This is a genomic window from Pseudomonas sp. GM50 (genome assembly GCF_000282375.1).
Classification (GTDB): Bacteria; Pseudomonadota; Gammaproteobacteria; order Pseudomonadales; family Pseudomonadaceae; genus Aquipseudomonas.
Genome location: NZ_AKJK01000040.1, coordinates 77190 through 95385 on the forward strand (window position 1 = coordinate 77190; position 18196 = coordinate 95385).

Genomic DNA, 18196 nt, shown 5'->3' on the forward strand with positions numbered 1-18196 from the left:
CAGGGCCTCTTCGCGGGCAAGCCTCGCTCCTACGGGTCATGCGTCGATCATGTGGGCACTGATTACCTGTAGGAGCGAGGCTTGCCCGCGAAAGCGATCTGCCAGGCAATAAAAAACCCGGAAGTTTTCACCGTCCGGGTTTTTGTCTTTCCAGCAGCAATCAGCGATTAAACCGCTCCACCAACGAATACTGGGTATTCGCGGTCTTGGTCAGTTCTTCACTCAACAGCGCCGAGTGCTGTGCCTGTTCCGAGGTCTGGTCAGCCAGTTGTGAGATGTTGCTGATGTTGCGGCTGATTTCTTCGGCAACGGCACTTTGCTCTTCGGTGGCGGCAGCGATCTGGGTGGTCATGTCGGTGATGTTGGCCACCGCTTCGCTGATGCCCACCAGCGCCTGGTCTGCTTCCAATACCCGCGCCACGCCTTCTTCGGCCTGACGGTGCCCGGCTTCCATGGTTTGCACCGCGGTGCTGGCGGTTTGCTGCAGCTTGGCGATCAATGCGTGAATTTGCCCGGTGGATTCGCTGGTGCGTTGTGCCAGTTGCCGAACTTCGTCGGCCACCACCGCAAAACCACGGCCCATCTCGCCGGCACGCGCGGCTTCAATCGCAGCGTTCAAGGCCAACAGGTTGGTCTGGTCGGCGATGCCTTTGATCACGTCGACCACGCCGCCAATTTCGTCGCTGTCCTTGGCCAGTTGAGTCACGGTCAGGCCGGTTTCACCGACGACGACCGACAGGCGCTGAATGGCTTCGCGGGTTTCCCCGGCGATGTCGCGACCGCGACCGGTCAGGCGATTGGCTTCCTGGGTGGCGTCGGCGGTGCGCTGCACATGGCTGGCGACTTCCTGAGTGGTGGCGGCCATCTGATTCACAGCGGTTGCCACTTGCTCGGTTTCGACGCGTTGACGTTCCAGGCCGGTGGAGCTGTTGTGGGCCAGGGCGTCGGACTGTTTCGCTTGTTCGGTCAGGTGCTCGGCAGTGTCCTGCAAGCGGGTCAAACAGGTTTTCAGGCGTGCTTCCTGACTGAGGATCGACATCTCCAGGCGTGCCTGGGCGCCACGGCTGTCGGTGTACATCTGCGCGATCAACGGGTCGGACGTGGTCTGTTCGGCCAGGCGCAGCAAACGCTTGATACCGCGCTGTTGCCAGCTCAAGCCCATTAAGCCCAACGGCACCGAAAGGCCGGCGGCGAGGGCGAAGCCCCATTGGGACGTCAGGGTGGCGCCGATCATGAAACTCAGCTGGCTGACCAGAATGAACGGCAGCCAGTCCTGAAGCACCGGCAGCCATTTGTCTGTAGAGGGAACCGCCGACTTGCCCTGGTTGATGCGTTGGTAGAGCGCTTCGGCGCGGCGGATCTGTTCGGCGGTGGGTTTGACCCGCACCGACTCGTAACCGATCACCTGATTGCCGTCGAACACCGGTGTGACATAGGCGTTAACCCAGTAGTGGTCACCGGTCTTGCAGCGATTCTTGACAATGCCCATCCATGGCAAGCCTTGTTTCAGTGTGCCCCACATGTGCGCGAACACCGCCGCCGGGACGTCGGGGTGACGGACCAGGTTATGCGGCGCACGGATCAATTCCTCACGAGAAAACCCGCTGATTTCGACGAAAGCGTCGTTGCAGTAGGTGATCACGCCCTTGGCATCGGTGGTGGAAATCAACCGTTGCTGAGCCGGGAAGGTCCGTTCGCGTTGTGTAATGGGCTGGTTGTTACGCATGGCTTTTTCAATCCGCAAGGCTTTGACAGGTTGTCGGCATCGTCAGGTATTTATTGAGATGTTTTTTTCATAAGTCAGTGACGCGTCGCAAAACGACTGTTGCGTCAGCCGGCGAGCATCGGATAAGTGAACAGCCCGAAATGCAGCAGATTTAAACCAAAGTGGGTGGCGATAGCCGCGCCCAACCCGCCAAAACGATAGGCCAGGCCATAACCGACACCCGCGAGGCCCGCCAGCAACACCCATTGCCAGCCAGCGCCCAGATGAACGAGGCCGAACAGCATTGATGCGAGCAACAACGCGAGATTTTCGCCATAAGGCAGGTGTTTGAACTGCCGGCTCAGGCCGCCCTGGATGTAGCCGCGAAACAGCGCTTCTTCCACCAGCGTCACCAGCAACAGATTGTTCAGCAGCCACAACCAGGCTTGATCCGGCCACTTCGGTGCCCAACTGATCACGCCCAGCAACAGTGCGCCACCCAAGGCCAGCATGGCGCTCACGGTCAGGGCTAGGGCGGTGGCATAAACGGACAGCCGCAGCGAGCGCCGGCCGACAATCCATGGACAAACCAGCAACAGCCAGAAACCAATCAGCGGTTTGTCCTGATTCAGGTACATGGCAAACGGCACGGCATCGTCGGTGAAACGCTGGGGATCAATGGCGCGACCGTTGAAGAAACCGGGAAGCCAGTGCATTGCCAGTGCCACCGCCAGGATGATGAACAGACCGTGGCCGAGGTAGCGGCCAACGGGAACCTGTTGCTGGCGAACGGCGAAACCGGCGAACAGCAGCAACGCAAAAGAGATAGAGGACAGCCAACCGAGATGGCCGTAGATCAACGCCAGGCTGTAGCCAATGGAGAGAAGTGCCAGATAAGTCCATGGCAGAGCGATCATTTGAAGTCCTTGTGTCCGAAATTTTGCGGATTGCTTCGTTCCCTGTGGGAGCCCTGTGGCGAGGGGGCTTGCCCCCGTTTGAGTGCGTAGCACTCACAAAATCTTTGGTACATCAGAGATTTTGGGACTGCTTCGCAGCCCAACGGGGGCAAGCCCCGTCGCCACAGGCCCGCACATTTGTCCTGTGACCGACACAAAACTAATGGGCACGCGATTATAGAGACGTACACCGCATAAACAAAAACACCGCCCGAAGGCGGTGTCGTTGTCAGCAGGCTGTTACGAGGCAATCAATTGCCGCAACACATAATGCAAAATCCCCCCAGCCTTGAAGTATTCCACCTCGTTGAGCGTATCGATCCGGCACAACACCTCGACCTTTTCCGTGCTGCCATCTTCACGGGTGACGACCAGTGTCAGGTTCATGCGCGGAGTCAGTTCGACGCCCGTTAGGCCAAGGATGTCCAGGGTTTCCTTGCCGGTCAGGTTCAGGCTCTTGCGGTTCTGATCCAGTTTGAACTGCAACGGCAATACGCCCATACCCACCAGGTTGGAACGGTGAATCCGTTCGAAGCTTTCCGCGATGACTGCTTTTACCCCCAGCAGATTGGTGCCCTTGGCCGCCCAGTCGCGGCTCGAACCGGTGCCGTATTCTTGCCCGGCGATCACCACCAGCGGTGTCCCCGACGCCTGGTACCGCATGGCCGCGTCGTAGATCGGCAGCTTCTCTCCGGTCGGAATATAAATCGTGTTGCCGCCTTCTTCGCCGCCGAGCATCTCGTTGCGAATCCGGATGTTGGCGAAGGTGCCGCGCATCATCACTTGATGGTTGCCGCGACGGGAGCCGTAGGAGTTGAAGTCCCGCGGTTCCACCCCTTGCTCGCGCAAGTAATGGCCGGCAGGGCTGTCGGCCTTGATGTTGCCGGCCGGGGAGATGTGGTCGGTGGTCACCGAATCACCAAGCAGTGCGAGGACTTTCGCCCCTTCGACGTCCTTGACCACCGGCGCGGGGCCACTGATGTCATCGAAGAATGGCGGATGCTGGATATACGTCGAATCGTTGTTCCAGACATAAGTCGCCGCCTGCGGCACTTCGATCGCCTGCCACTGCTCGTCGCCGGCAAACACTTCGGCGTACTCCTTGTGGAACATGGCGGTGTTCACCTGAGTCACCGCGTCGGCGATTTCTTTGGTGCTTGGCCAAATATCTCGCAGATAAACCGGGTGACCGTCCTTGTCGTTGCCCAATGGCTCGCTGCTGATGTCGATGCGCACCGTCCCGGCCAACGCATAGGCGACGACCAGAGGCGGGGAGGCCAGCCAGTTGGTTTTCACCAGCGGATGCACGCGACCTTCAAAGTTGCGGTTGCCCGAGAGCACCGAGGCAACCGTCAGGTCGGCTTTCTGAATGGCTTTTTCGATCGGCTCCGGCAACGGTCCGGAGTTGCCGATGCAGGTGGTACAGCCATAACCGACTAGCGCAAAACCGAGTTCATCAAGGTATTGGGTCAGGCCCGCTGCCTTGTAGTAGTCGGTGACCACTTTCGAGCCTGGGGCCAGCGAGCTCTTGACCCACGGTTTGCGCTTCAGGCCTTTCTCCACGGCTTTTTTCGCCACCAGCCCGGCCGCCATCATCACGCTGGGGTTGGAGGTGTTGGTGCAGGAGGTGATGGCGGCGATCACCACCGCACCGTTTTTCAGCCGATAAGTACTCCCTTCGTGGTGGTAATCCGCTTCGCCGATCAGATCGGCGTTGCCCACCGCGACGCCACCGCCACCCTCACTTTCGAGGCGACCTTCTTCCTTGCTGGGCGGTTTGAATTGCAGGCCGAGAAAGTCAGTGAACGCTTGCGCGACATTCGGTAGCGAGACGCGGTCCTGCGGGCGTTTTGGCCCGGCGAGGCTGGCTTCGACGCTACCCATGTCCAAGGCCAGGCTGTCGGTGAACTGCGGCTCCTTGCCGGGCAGGCGCCACAGGCCCTGGATCTTGCTGTAGGCCTCCACCAGTTTCACGGTTTGCGGGGTGCGGCCGGACAGGCGCAAATATTCCAGTGTCACCTCGTCCACGGGGAAGAAGCCGCAGGTGGCGCCATACTCCGGGGCCATGTTGGCGATGGTCGCGCGGTCGGCCAGCGGCAGGTCGGCGAGGCCGTCGCCGTAGAACTCGACGAATTTGCCGACCACACCTTTCTTGCGCAGCATCTGGGTAACGGTCAGCACCAGGTCGGTGGCGGTGATGCCTTCCTTTAGCTTGCCGGTGAGTTTGAAGCCGATCACTTCGGGAATCAGCATCGACACCGGTTGGCCGAGCATCGCTGCTTCCGCTTCGATCCCGCCCACACCCCAGCCGAGCACGCCGAGGCCGTTGATCATGGTGGTGTGAGAGTCGGTGCCAACCAAGGTGTCCGGGAACGCATAGGTGCGACCGTCCTCGTCTTTGGTCCAGACCGTGCGCCCCAGGTACTCGAGGTTGACCTGATGGCAGATGCCGGTGCCCGGTGGCACCACACTGAAATTGTTAAAGGCGCTCTGACCCCAGCGCAGGAAGGCATAACGCTCGTGGTTGCGCTGCATTTCGATGTCGACGTTCTGTCCGAAGGCGCTTGCACTGGCGTACTTGTCGACCATCACCGAGTGGTCGATCACCAGGTCCACCGGCGACAGCGGATTGATTCGTTGCGGGTCGCCGCCGGCCTTGGCCATGGCGGCGCGCATGGCAGCCAGGTCGACCACGGCGGGGACGCCGGTAAAGTCCTGCATCAATACCCGAGCCGGGCGGTACTGGATTTCGCGATCGGAGCGACGCTCCTTGAGCCAGGCGGCAATCGCCTTGAGATCAGCGCCGGTGACGGTTTTTTCGTCCTCCCAGCGCAGCAGGTTTTCCAGCAATACTTTCAACGACATCGGCAGCTTGTCCAGATCGCCCAGGCTTTTGGCGGCTTCGGGCAGGCTGAAATAGTGATAGGTCTTGTCGTCGACTTGTAAGGTTTTAAGGGTTTTCAGGCTATCGAGGGACGGCATTGAAATGACTCCTTTAAATCCGCACGGCTACGGACTGACGGGAAGGACAGAGCTCTAAACCTAGCCCTGTTTATACGTTAAGGCTAATAACTGGACTCTACGGGCAAGTCCAAGGTTCCGATCTCGGCTATCATGCGCCGGTTTTCGTGACAGGCTTTGCTTCAACGCAAGTCTGGGCATCGCGCAGTGGCTGAATTCTTCGCCAACTGCCCAGGAGTAAGAATGAACACCCTCTTTATGCATTGCCGGCCGGGCTTCGAAGGCGAAGTCTGTTCCGAGATATCCGAACATGCCGCGCGGCTGAACGTGGCCGGTTATGCCAAGGCCAAGACCGCCAGCGCCTGCGCCGAATTTATCTGCACCGAAGAAGACGGCGCCGAGCGCCTGATGCGTGGCCAGCGCTTCGCCGATCTGATCTTCCCTCGCCAGTGGGCTCGCGGGATCTTCATCGATCTGCCGGAAACCGACCGCATCAGTGTGATCCTCGCGCACATGGCGGATTTCCCTCTGTGCGGCAGCCTGTGGCTGGAAATGGTCGACACCAACGATGGCAAGGAACTGTCGAACTTCTGCAAGAGATTCGAAGGCCACCTGCGCAAGGCGCTGATGGCGGCCGGCAAACTGGTGGAAGATGCCCACAAGCCACGGCTGCTGCTGACCTTCAAGAGTGGTCGCGAAGTATTCATGGGCCTGGCGGAATCGAACAATTCGGCGATGTGGCCGATGGGCATTCCACGCCTGAAATTCCCGCGTGAAGCGCCGAGCCGTTCGACCCTCAAGCTGGAAGAGGCCTGGCACCATTTCATCCCGCGGGATCAGTGGGACGAGCGCCTGCACAGCGACATGACTGGTGTCGACCTCGGCGCCGCCCCCGGCGGCTGGACCTGGCAACTGGTCAACCGCGGCATGCTGGTGACCGCCATCGACAACGGCCCGATGGCCGAAAGCCTGATGGACACCGGTTTGGTGCAGCATTTGATGGCTGACGGTTTCACCTTCAAGCCCAAGCAACCGGTGGACTGGATGGTCTGCGATATCGTCGAGAAGCCGGCGCGCAACGCGGCGATGTTGGAAGAGTGGATTGGCGAGGGGCATTGCCGGGAAGCGGTGGTTAACCTCAAGCTGCCGATGAAACAGCGTTATGCCGAAGTGAAGCGCTTGCTGGAACGTATCGCCGACGGGTTCAAGGCGCGGGGCATTCGGGTCGAGATCGGCTGCAAGCAGCTGTATCACGACCGTGAGGAAGTGACCTGCCACCTTCGCCGGCTCGACGTAAAGAAACCCAAGTCCCGTTAAGCTACACCACCCCCCTGTAGGAGCGAGGCTTGCCCGCGAAGGCTGCAGCGCGGTCCCATAGATACACCGCAGCGCGGCCTTCGCGGGCAAGCCTCGCTCCTACAGGGGCGGCGGCGTTCTGCCATAGATGACCGAACACCCGGCAATGCGCGACAATGCCGGCAAGTTTCAGGAGTGAACCATGAGTGAAATGATCGATACGCCGGTAGACGGCACCCTCGACGCCACTGGCCTCAATTGCCCGGAACCGGTGATGATGCTGCACCAGCACATCCGTGACCTGGTGCCTGGCGGCCTGCTGAAGGTGATCGCCACCGACCCGTCGACCCGTCGCGACATCCCCAAGTTTTGCGTGTTTCTCGACCACGAACTGGTCGCGCAGCACGAAGAGGCAGGCACCTACCTCTACTGGATCCGCAAGAAACTCGCTTAACGGGCCAAAAAAAGAGCCTGTCTATGCACTATGGCAGTCAGTTAAGAGGTGCAACTTGTGGGAGCGAGCCTGCTCGCGATGACGGCGGTACGGTCAACATCAATGTTGGCTGACCCACCGCTATCGCGAGCAGGCTCGCTCCCACAGGGCCTGCGGTGTTCATCACCTGCGTCTGCAGGCCCTTTTTTGCGCTCGCTTAACCCGCCGAACGACTGATGCGGATCCGCTTGCGTGCACTGCGCGTCAGGCGGATCGACAGCATCAGCGCCGCGCAACTCAAGCCTACGATCAGACCCTGCCACAGCCCGCTCGGGCCGCTCGGCGCACCGAACCAGTCGGTCAGGCCCAAGGCGTAACCCACCGGCAAACCAATCCCCCAATACGCGAACAGCGTCAGGATCATCGTCACCCGCGTGTCCTGATAGCCACGCAGTGCGCCTGCCGCCGTCACTTGGATCGCATCGGAAAACTGGAACAGCGCCGAATACACGATCAGCATCGCGGCCACCTGAATCACCGTCGGGTCGGCGGTGTAAATCGCAGCGATGGGTTCGCGCAGCAACAACATCATGCTCGCCGACAGGCACGCATAAGCCAGGGCAGTGCCCATGCCGACACCGGCGGCGAAGCGGGCTTCGCGTGGTTCCTCACGGCCCAGTGCCTGGCCGACACGCACGGTCACGGCCATGCCGAGGGAGTAGGGGATCATGAACACCAGCGAGCTGAAGTTCAGCGCTATCTGGTGCCCGGCGACCACGGTGGCGCCGAGGCTGCCGATCAGCAGGGCGATCACGGCGAAGATGCTCGACTCGGCGAACACCGCGATACCGATTGGCAGGCCGATGCCCAGCAGACGCTTGATCACCGACCACTGCGGCCAGTCGAAACGGCTGAACAACTGGCTCGACTGATAGGCCGGCGCCCAGCGCTCCCAGCCGGCCATGCCCAACGCCATCACCCACATCACGATCGCCGTGGCCCAGCCGCAACCGACCCCGCCCATGGCCGGCACACCAAAGTGGCCGTAGATGAAGATGTAATTGAGTGGAATATTCAGCGCCAGCCCACACAGGCCAAGGACCATGGCCGGGCGGGTGCGACCCAGGCCATCACTGAAACAGCGCAGCACGTGATAGAGCGCGACGGCGGGCAGGCCGCTGGCGATGCCGTGCAGATACTGCATGCAGGGGCCGATCAGCTCGGGGTCGACCTTCATGATGTGCAGGATCGGTTCGGCGCTGAACAGCATGCCGGTCGCCATCAAACCCACCACCAGCGCCAGCCACAACGCCTGACGCACGATCGGGCCAATCTCGCTGTGCGTGCCGGCACCGAAGCGCTGGGCGACTTTCGGGGTAGTGGCCAGCAGTGTGCCGGTCATCAGCAGAAACACCGGCACCCAGATCGAGTTACCCAGCGCGACGGCCGCCAGATCTCGAGGCCCGACACGACCGGCCATCACCGCATCGACGAAGCCCATCGCGGTGGTCGCCAGTTGCGCGATCATGATCGGCAACGCCAGGCCGAGCAGGTTTTTCAGCTCCAGGCGAACCCGGGCCGGGCGATTGAGGGAAAAAGCGGTCGGGCGGTCAGTCACGGAATTCAAGGCGAAACGTCCAAAAGGTTTTGATGCGCAAGGCGGCGCATTCTACGCCTTGACGCAGTGGTCAGGAAAAATCCTGTGTTAGGGATTTGTAAATGGTTTTCGGACGTTGCGATATTCCCTGTGGGAGCGGGCTTGCTCGCGAAGGCGGAGTGTCAGTTGACATCAATGTTGCCTGACACGCCGCTTTCGCGAGCAAGCCCGCTCCCACAGGATGAGTGGTCCCTTCACATTTAAGATGAACAATGCCTGCTGGCCCATCACGGTCATCTGCGCCTAAACTGCCGATCCGCCAAAGGAGCCTGCCATGCTGATTGTTGCCGACGAAAATATCCCGCTGCTCGATGCCTTCTTCGCAGGTTTCGGTGAAATCCGCCGGGTACCGGGACGTGCCATCGACCGCGCCACTGTCGAGCAGGCCGATGTGCTGTTGGTGCGGTCGGTGACCAACGTCAACCGCGCATTGCTCGAAGGTAGCAAGGTGCGCTTTGTCGGCACTTGCACCATCGGCACTGATCACCTGGATCTGGATTACTTTCAACAGGCCGGCATTACCTGGTCCAGCGCCCCAGGCTGCAATGCCCGGGGTGTGGTCGATTACGTGCTGGGCAGCCTGCTGACCCTGGCCGAAATCGAAGGTGCCGACCTGACTCAACGCACCTACGGTGTGGTCGGCGCCGGTGAAGTGGGCGGGCGGCTGGTCAAGGTTTTGCAAGGCCTGGGCTGGAACGTGCGGGTCTGCGATCCCCCAAGGCAAGCGGCCGAAGGGGGCGATTACGTCAGCCTCGAGCAGATCATCGAGCAATGCGACGTCATCAGTCTGCACACCCCGCTAGACAAGCAAGGCCCTCAGTCGACCTGGCATCTGTTCGATAAAAACCGCTTGAACCAACTCAAGCCAGGCAGCTGGCTGATCAACGCCAGTCGTGGCCCGGTCATCGACAATGCCGCTCTGCGCCAGGTGCTGCTGCAACGTGAAGACCTGCAAGCGGTGCTGGATGTCTGGGAGGGGGAGCCCGAGGTCGATGTGGCACTGGCCGAGTTGTGTGTGCTGGCGACGCCACACATTGCCGGTTACAGCCTCGACGGCAGACAGCGCGGGACGGCGCAGATCTATCAGGCGCTTTGTGAATTCCTTGGGCAACCGGAACAGGTCCGCCTGAACGATTTGCTGCCGGCACCGTGGTTGTCGGCGGTGACGTTGAACGCCGACAGCGATCCAGCCTGGGCTCTGGCGATGTTGTGCCGTGGCGTGTACGACCCGCGCCGTGACGATGCGAATTTCCGCCGCAGCCTTGTAGGTAGCGTGAGCGAGCAGCGTGCGGCGTTCGATGCACTGCGCAAGCATTACCCGCTGCGGCGTGAGATCGATGGGTTGAAGGTGCGGATCGAGGGGGATTCGCCGGCGTTGCAGCAGATCGTGGCGGCGTTGGGGGCTTCGGCTGTCTGAAAATCGAGGTGGCCCAATCGCGAGCAGGCTCGCTCCCACAATAGATCTTCAGTGAATATAGGTTTTCTATACGACTGAGTTTAAATGTGGGAGCGAGCCTGCTCGCGATGGGGCGCACCGCTATTCTGGATAAACACCCATAAAAAACCCGGCCAACAAGGCCGGGTCAAGAAGACGGTGGCTACATCACTTTTGTTCGGCAGGCTTGACCAATCGCTTCTCCAGTTCGCGGCAAGCGTCCTGGATCATGTTTTCAGTGATCGGTACTTCGTGCCCATCCTTATCAATAATCGAGCAACCCAGAGACTGGTCTGGCTGCGTGCGGATCACTGGAATCTTGTCATCGCTGCTGTTTTGCAAGGACATGGCCTGTCTCCTCATCAGGTTGTGTGCTTACTGTAGAACCGCCAGGTGACCGGGCTGTGACAACTCCCTGCGATCTTTCAGGTCGGCATCTTCAGTCCATCAGAAATACCCTGACGTTTCCACCCGGACTTTAGACCAATAATCTCTAGCCACTAGTCTTGGCGGTCATAATTAACCTGACTCATTATGATTTACCGCGTTCAATCCCGTTGGGCGGTGTAGGCTTGGTCGAGTTAAAGCCATTGGTTGCGCCATCGGATGATCTTCATGCTCTCTTCCCGTCACCGCCGCGCCATTCGTCTGGCCAGCCGTTTCCTCGCGCCTTATCGCTGGCCGGCCTTGGGGGCCTTGCTGGCGTTGATCGTCACTGCCGGCATCACCTTGTCCATGGGGCAGGGGATTCGCCTGTTGGTGGACCAGGGTTTCATGACCCAGTCGCCGCATTTGCTCAACCGGTCCATCGGCGTGTTCATGCTGCTGGTGGTCGGTCTGGCGATTGGCACCTTTGCACGGTTTTACCTGGTGTCGTGGATCGGCGAGCGCGTTGTCGCCGACATCCGCCGACGGGTGTTCAACCATCTGGTCTACCTGCATCCGGGGTTCTATGAAGACAACCGCAGCTCCGAAATCCAGTCGCGCCTGACCGCCGACACCACGCTACTGCAATCGGTAATCGGCTCTTCGCTGTCGCTGTTCCTGCGTAATGGGCTGATGGTGATCGGCGGGATTGTCTTGCTGTTTATCACCAACCCCAAACTCACCAGCATCGTGGTGGTCGCGTTGCCGCTGGTGGTCGCGCCGATCCTGATTTTTGGTCGCCGGGTGCGCACCCTGTCGCGTCTGAGCCAGGACCGGATTGCCGATATCGGCAGCTATGTCTCCGAAACCCTGAGTCAGATCAAAACCGTGCAGGCCTACAACCATCAGGTTCAGGACGAGCAACGCTTTGCCACGACCGTGGAAGAGGCTTTCAACACTGCCCGCAAGCGCATCTTCCAGCGAGCCTGGTTGATTACCCTGGTGATCCTGCTGGTGTTGGGCGCAGTCGGGGTGATGCTCTGGGTCGGCGGCATGGATGTCATCGCTGGGCGGATTTCCGCGGGTGAGCTGGCGGCGTTCGTCTTTTACAGCCTGATCGTCGGTGGTGCCTTCGGTACATTGAGTGAAGTGATCGGTGAACTGCAGCGAGCAGCGGGGGCGGCGGAGCGGATTGCCGAGTTATTGCGTTCGGAAAACATCATCCAGCCACCGACCCAGGGCCTGGTGACTTTGCCTGAACGGGTAAAGGGCGATCTGGTGCTGCACGATGTGCGCTTTTCCTACCCGTCGCGTCCGCAAAGCTATGCCGTCGATGGTCTGAATCTGACGATCAACGCCGGCGAAACCCTTGCATTGGTCGGACCGTCCGGTGCTGGCAAGTCGACGGTGTATGACCTGCTGTTGCGCTTTTACGACCCCATCGAAGGACACATCCTGCTGGACGGTGTGCCGCTGACCCAACTCGATCCTCTGGACCTGCGTCGCTGCTTCGCCCTCGTCTCGCAAACCCCGGCGCTGTTCTTCGGCAGCATTGAAGAGAACATTCGCTACGGTCACCCGACAGCGACGTTGGCCCAAGTCCAGGAGGCCGCGAAAATCGCCTACGCCCACGACTTCATCGAGCAAATGCCCAACGGCTACCAGACTCACCTCGGCGACGCTGGTCTCGGTTTATCCGGCGGGCAACGTCAGCGCCTGGCCATCGCCCGGGCGCTGCTGGTGGACGCACCAATCCTGCTGCTGGACGAAGCCACCAGCGCCCTCGACGCCCAGAGCGAGCACCTGATCCAGCAAGCCCTGCCCAGCCTGATGAAAAATCGCACCACACTGGTCATCGCCCATCGGTTAGCCACAGTGAAAAACGCTGACAGGATCGCGGTGATGGACCAAGGAAAGCTGGTGGCAGTGGGGACGCACCAGGAGTTGATTGCGAGTAATGCACTGTATGCACGGCTGGCGGCGTTGCAGTTCAATGACGGCAAAGTTGAAACCGATCTGCGAGCGTAGGCACTGTTGGTTCGGACGATCTTTTCGATTCCATCAAAGATCGAAAATGGCCGCGAGGTTTAAATAAATGTGGCCGCGTTCGGGCATTATGTCGGCCTCAGTTGCGAGCCTGGATAAGGATATGAGCCGTTATCAACCACCGTTGACCCTGACCACAAGAATATTGGCCTTGATCGCCGAAATCAGTGAGCAGATTGGTCAGCTTTCGGCGATGGATAATCGTCGGCAGACGCCTCAACTGCGCCGTAGCAATCGAATTCGTACGATTCAGGCTTCTTTGGCGATCGAGAACAACACCCTGAGCATTGAGCAGGTGACCGCCGTTCTGGCAGGGCAGCGAGTGCTTGGCCTGCCACGAGAAATCCAGGAAGTACGTAACGCCTTTACAGCCTATGAATCCATGCCGCAGTGGCAGCCGAGCAGCCGATCCGACCTGCTCCAGGCGCATGAGTTGCTGATGCGGGGATTGATTGATGACTGTGGGCAGCTTCGTCGAGCCGGGGTGGGCATCTACCGTGGCGAGAAATTGGTTCATATGGCGCCGCCACCGAGTCGCGTTGGGCATTTGATGGATGATTTGCTGGCATGGCTCGCAGCTTCGGACTGGCATCCGCTGATCACTAGCTGTGTTTTCCACTACGAGTTTGAGTTCATCCATCCTTTCGCCGACGGTAATGGGCGTATGGGCCGCCTTTGGCAGACCTTGATACTCAGTCAATGGCGACCGGTGCTGGCTTACCTGCCGGTCGAAGCGGTAATTCGAGAGCAGCAGGACGATTATTACGCAGCATTATCGGCCGCCGACCAATTGGCCGAATCAACACCTTTTGTCGAGTTCATGCTGCAAGCGCTGAGCCTTGCGCTTGAAGAGGCAGCCCGGAGCGAACCAGTAACCGACCAAGTAACCGACCAAGTAACCGACCAAGTAGCGAAACTGCTTTCGGCTCTCCATGGAACCGGTCCGTTAAAGGTCAATGAGTTGATGGGAGAGGTCGGATTGGCTCACAAGGCGACTTTCCGGGCTAACTATCTCAAACCGGCATTGGCTGCGGATTTGATTGAAATGACAAACCCCGAGTCGCCCAATAGTCCGGCTCAACGGTATCGTTTGACCGAACTTGGCAAGCAGATCGCGGCACGATCAAGATCTGTGTAGGAGCTCCTACATGGCTCCTACATATCCGGTATTACCGCTTATTGATCGTCGAAATACCGTTCATGCCAATCCACCAACGGTTGTGGTGAGTTGAGCTTCTGGCCGTAGATCACCGAGTATGACAGCACGTTTTGCACGTACTGCCGGGTTTCGTCGAACGGGATGCTTTCCACCCACACATCGAAGCTCAGGTGGTCGGCGCCACGCAGCCATTGACGTACGCGGCCGGGGCCGGCGTTGTAGGCGGCGGAGGCGAGGACGCGGTTGCCGTTGAACTGGCTGTGGACCTGGCTCAGGTAAGCGGCACCGAGCTGAATGTTCTTGTCCGGATCGAATACTTGCTGCGGCGAAGCGAGGGGAATGCTGAACTTGCGTGCGGTTTCCTTGGCGGTACCGGGCATCAGTTGCATCAGGCCGCTGGCACCGACGCCGGAGCGTGCATCGGCCATGAAGGCGCTTTCCTGGCGGGTGATCGCGAATACCCAACTCGAATGCAGGCCACGGACCTTGGCTTCACGGACCAGGGTTTCGCGGTGGGCCATCGGGAAGCGAATATCCAGGTCGTCCCAGTACTTCGCCTGACTGATGGTGCGGATTGCCGGGAAATACCATTTCAGGTCGTAAGCCAGTTTCGCCTGGGCGACCATTTCGTCACGGCTGAAGTGCCGGCTGACGTGGTACCACTCGCGACGACCGTCGACGATCTGCCCGCGGGCATGGAATTCCAGGGCGCGTCGCACGCCCGGGGTATTGCGCACCTTGTTGATCAGCGCCTGACTGAGCACCAGCGGTTTGTTGCTCAGCGAATAAGGGGACTGCGAGCGATCGGCCGCCAGGAAACCGTAGAAGTCGCGCTCACGAGCCAGGCCCTTGTAAAGCGTCTGCGCTTGCGGATTCTGTGGTTGCGCCAGCTCCAGGCTGCGAGCCTGCCAGTAACGCCAACGGTTGGTGGTGGCCAGGTCCTGAGGCAGGCGACGGGTCAGCTCATAGGCATCGTCCCAACGGGCCAGGCGCAACAGCAGGCGCAAACGCCATTCGGAAACGGTGTTGTCCCGCAGTTCCGGGTCGTATTTGGTCATTACGTCCAGCGCGCGGCTGTCGAAACGGCGAGCGAGGGTCAGCCCGATTTCCCGGGCAATCGCGACTTTTTCGTCGCGGGAGAAGTGCATGCTGCTGGCGTAACCGTCGAGCAGGTCCATGGCCTTGTCCGGGTCCTGACGGGCCAGGCGGCGCAGGCCGAGGCTGACGATGTCGGACATCGGTTCATCCGCCGGGGTGAAGCGCGACGGCTGATTGAGCAGCTCGGGTTTCTGCGCCACATCCACCAGCAGTCGACCGCGCGGGGCAAGTGTCGTCAGGCCATTGATCAGGCTGTTGGCCAGCGGATAGTTGCGTGCCTGGGCGGCGAGCTTGGTGCGTTCCCAGCGTTTCTGTTCAGTCAGTTGACCATCGGCGGCCCACATGCCGAACACAGCATCGCAAGCGTCGGGTTGGGTTTTGCCGGTCAGCCAGAGTTTATCGGCGTTGGCGTAGCCTTCAGCCTTGCGGTTATGGCTGATCTGGTACTGCGCGTTCAGGCAGTCCAGCTCGGTGAAATTGAGCTTGGGGTCATAATATTTAACGAAGGTTGCCCAATCGCCGCGTTCGGTCAGCCAGCGCAGCCAGCGCAATTTCATCCAGTTGGCTTGGGGCAGGTCACCGTGTTCGGCGAGGAATTTCTCGATTTCGGCATTGCTCGCGGTTTTCAGGCGCGCGGTCAGTTCGTCATAAGCCAGATAGGGCTCCAGCGGATAATCGCTCAGAGCCTGGCTGTAACGGAAATAAGGGCCGGAATCGCCTTTGGCCAAGGCGCGCTTGGCTTCATCGTAGTACTGGCGTTGGGTGGACAGGTCCACCGCCTGGGCGGATTGAGCGGCAGCGGCTGTAAGAAGCAAACACGAAAAAAGATTGAAAAGGCGACTGCGCATGAGACGTCCGGGCAGAGAAATCATGACAAGTGCCGGCAAGAGCGGCACTGAATTGTCTGTAGCTTAGCCTTTTGCCAGCAGCGGGCGAAAGCTTTGCCGAGCTGTCGGCACAAGTTCGCAACAATTGTTGTGCAGAGTGCTTCGACATTGAAATTGCCGGCCTTCTGAAGCCTCAAGTCAGGTAGAATGCGCGCCCGGTTTTTGGAGAAGCTCATGACCCTGCTCAAATTCAGCGATGTGTCCCTTGCTTTCGGCGCTATGCCGTTGTTGGACAAGGTGTCCTGGCAGATCGCCCGTGGTGAGCGGGTGTGCATCATCGGCCGCAACGGCACTGGCAAGTCCAGCATGATGAAGCTCGTCAAGGGCGACCAGAAGCCTGATGAGGGCTCTGTTTGGCGCGCACCTGGCCTGAAAATTGGCGAATTGCCGCAAGAATTGCCGGTAGCCGACGAGCGGACCGTGTTCGACGTGGTTGCCGAAGGCCTGGACGGTGTTGGCGAGCTGCTCGCGCAGTATCACCACCTGAGCCAGAACATCGTCACCGACGCCGATCTGGACAAGCTGATGCATGTCCAGCACGACCTCGAGGCCCGCGACGGCTGGCGTTTGCAGCAACTGGTCGACAGCACCTTGAGCCGCTTGCAACTGCCGGCCGACAAGACCCTCGCCGAATTGTCCGGCGGCTGGCGTCGCCGCGTCCTGCTGGCTCAGGCCCTGGTTTCCGAGCCGGATCTGCTGCTGCTCGACGAACCGACCAACCACTTGGACATCGGTGCCATTGCCTGGCTCGAAGAAGCGCTGAAGGATTTCCAGGGCGCCGTGCTGTTCATCACGCACGACCGTTCCTTCCTGCAAAACCTCGCGACCCGCATCCTGGAACTGGATCGTGGCGGTCTGATCGACTGGAACGGCGACTACGCCAGTTTCCTCGTGCACAAAGAGGCGACTCTGGCGGCTGAAGAAACCGCCAATGCGCTGTTCGACAAGAAACTGGCCCAGGAAGAAGTCTGGATCCGTCAGGGCATCAAGGCTCGCCGCACCCGTAACGAAGGCCGTGTTCGCGCATTGAAAGCATTGCGCGTTGAGCGTAGCGAGCGTCGTGAGCGCACCGGCAAGGCCAACATTCAGCTGGACACTGCTGACAAGTCCGGCAAGCAGGTGATGGTCCTCGAGAACGTGAGCTTCGCTCACCCGGGTGGCCCGTTCCTGATCAAGGATTTCTCGATGGTCCTGACGCGCGGCGACCGTATCGGTCTGCTTGGCGCCAACGGTACCGGCAAGACCACGCTGCTGAAACTGATGCTCAGCGGTCTGCAACCGACCAGCGGCAAAGTGGAAGAGGGCACGCGCATCGACGTGGCCTACTTCGACCAGTTGCGCCATCAGCTGGACCTGGAAAAGACCGTGATCGACAACGTGGCCGAAGGTCGCGACTTCATCGATATCGACGGTCAGAGCCGTCACGTGCTGAGCTACCTCGGCGACTTCCTGTTCAGCCCGCAGCGTGCCCGCACGCCGGTCAAGGCGCTGTCCGGTGGTGAGCGTGCCCGTCTGTTGCTGGCCAAGCTGTTCAGCAAGCCGGCGAACCTGCTGGTACTCGACGAGCCGACCAACGACCTGGACGTGGAAACCCTCGAGCTGCTGGAAGAGGTTCTGCTGACCTTCAACGGTACTGTGCTGATGGTCAGCCACGACCGGGCATTCCTCGACAACGTGGTCACCAGCACCCTGGTCTTCGAAGGTGAAGGCAAGGTTCGCGAATACGTCGGTGGTTATCAGGACTGGCTGCGTCAGGGCGGCTCGCCGCGCCTGTTGGGCGTGACCGAGAGCAAGTCCGGCAAGGCCGACCTGAATTCGGCTGTCGTCACTGCTGAACCAGCGCCAGTCGCTGCGGCAGTAGAGGCGCCGGTGGCAAAGAAGAAGCTCAGCTACAAGTTGCAGCGTGAGCTGGAAATGTTGCCGAGTCAGATCGAAGCCATGGAGCAGCAGATCGTGGTGGTTGAAGCGCAGATGGCGGATGCCGGTTTCTATCAGCGCCCTGCTGCCGAGACTGCGGCGGTGATCGCTCAGCTGGAGCAGTTGCAGGCTGAACTCGACGTGATGGTCGAGCGCTGGGCCGAGCTGGATGCCTGATTGATCCGGCGATAAAAAAGCCCGGCGTTCAGTGATGAGCGCCGGGCTTTTCGTATGGAAAACGATCTACTCGCCGACATGGATTCACTGTGGGAGCGGGCTT

General features: G+C 60.0%; 12 protein-coding genes. 6 read left to right on the forward strand and 6 right to left on the reverse strand.

Annotated elements, in window-relative coordinates:
* Positions 1 to 160: 160 nt before the first annotated feature.
* The 3 genes from PMI30_RS23620 to acnA form a co-directional block, all read right to left on the reverse strand.
* Positions 161 to 1726 (reverse strand): methyl-accepting chemotaxis protein, encoded by a 1566-nt coding sequence (locus PMI30_RS23620; RefSeq protein WP_008007058.1) that lies wholly within the window; start codon positions 1724 to 1726, stop codon positions 161 to 163.
* Positions 1727 to 1830: 104 nt separating this feature from the next.
* Positions 1831 to 2622: a CPBP family intramembrane glutamic endopeptidase gene (locus tag PMI30_RS23615; RefSeq protein WP_008007059.1), complete on the reverse strand. Its 792-nt coding sequence runs from the start codon at positions 2620 to 2622 to the stop codon at positions 1831 to 1833.
* Between the two features lie 279 nt (positions 2623 to 2901).
* Positions 2902 to 5643 carry an aconitate hydratase AcnA gene (gene acnA, locus PMI30_RS23610; protein ID WP_008007060.1) on the reverse strand — a complete coding sequence of 914 codons (2742 nt, stop codon included), beginning with the start codon at positions 5641 to 5643 and terminating at the stop codon, positions 2902 to 2904.
* Positions 5644 to 5865: 222 nt separating this feature from the next.
* Here acnA and rlmM point away from each other — a divergent pair, with 222 nt between their 5' ends.
* Together rlmM and tusA are read left to right on the forward strand one after the other, a co-directional pair.
* Positions 5866 to 6939: a 23S rRNA (cytidine(2498)-2'-O)-methyltransferase RlmM gene (gene rlmM, locus PMI30_RS23605; RefSeq protein WP_008007061.1), complete on the forward strand. Its 1074-nt coding sequence runs from the start codon at positions 5866 to 5868 to the stop codon at positions 6937 to 6939.
* 181 nt (positions 6940 to 7120) lie between these two features.
* Positions 7121 to 7372: a sulfurtransferase TusA gene (gene tusA / locus PMI30_RS23600; RefSeq protein ID WP_007907805.1), complete on the forward strand. Its 252-nt coding sequence runs from the start codon at positions 7121 to 7123 to the stop codon at positions 7370 to 7372.
* A 196-nt stretch (positions 7373 to 7568) separates the two neighbouring features.
* Here tusA and PMI30_RS23595 read toward each other — a convergent pair whose 3' ends face one another.
* Complete coding sequence (locus PMI30_RS23595; RefSeq protein ID WP_008007062.1) at positions 7569 to 8978, reverse strand: MATE family efflux transporter; 1410 nt, start codon at positions 8976 to 8978, stop codon at positions 7569 to 7571.
* A gap of 304 nt (positions 8979 to 9282) precedes the next feature.
* Between PMI30_RS23595 and pdxB the strand changes: the two genes are divergently transcribed.
* Positions 9283 to 10425, forward strand: a complete 1143-nt coding sequence (gene pdxB, locus PMI30_RS23590) for a 4-phosphoerythronate dehydrogenase PdxB (protein WP_008007063.1) — start codon at positions 9283 to 9285, stop codon at positions 10423 to 10425.
* 186 nt (positions 10426 to 10611) lie between these two features.
* Here pdxB and PMI30_RS23585 read toward each other — a convergent pair whose 3' ends face one another.
* A complete protein-coding gene (locus PMI30_RS23585) occupies positions 10612 to 10791 on the reverse strand; it encodes a PA1571 family protein (RefSeq protein ID WP_008007064.1) in 180 nt (59 codons plus the stop codon).
* 258 nt (positions 10792 to 11049) lie between these two features.
* Here PMI30_RS23585 and PMI30_RS23580 point away from each other — a divergent pair, with 258 nt between their 5' ends.
* Together PMI30_RS23580 and PMI30_RS23575 are read left to right on the forward strand one after the other, a co-directional pair.
* A complete protein-coding gene (locus PMI30_RS23580) occupies positions 11050 to 12837 on the forward strand; it encodes an ABC transporter transmembrane domain-containing protein (RefSeq protein WP_162130600.1) in 1788 nt (595 codons plus the stop codon).
* A gap of 121 nt (positions 12838 to 12958) precedes the next feature.
* Complete coding sequence (locus tag PMI30_RS23575; protein ID WP_032834997.1) at positions 12959 to 13993, forward strand: Fic family protein; 1035 nt, start codon at positions 12959 to 12961, stop codon at positions 13991 to 13993.
* 38 nt (positions 13994 to 14031) lie between these two features.
* Here PMI30_RS23575 and PMI30_RS23570 read toward each other — a convergent pair whose 3' ends face one another.
* Positions 14032 to 15960: a transglycosylase SLT domain-containing protein gene (locus PMI30_RS23570; RefSeq protein ID WP_008007069.1), complete on the reverse strand. Its 1929-nt coding sequence runs from the start codon at positions 15958 to 15960 to the stop codon at positions 14032 to 14034.
* A gap of 213 nt (positions 15961 to 16173) precedes the next feature.
* Between PMI30_RS23570 and PMI30_RS23565 the strand changes: the two genes are divergently transcribed.
* Complete coding sequence (locus PMI30_RS23565; RefSeq protein ID WP_008007071.1) at positions 16174 to 18093, forward strand: ATP-binding cassette domain-containing protein; 1920 nt, start codon at positions 16174 to 16176, stop codon at positions 18091 to 18093.
* Positions 18094 to 18196 lie beyond the last annotated feature (103 nt).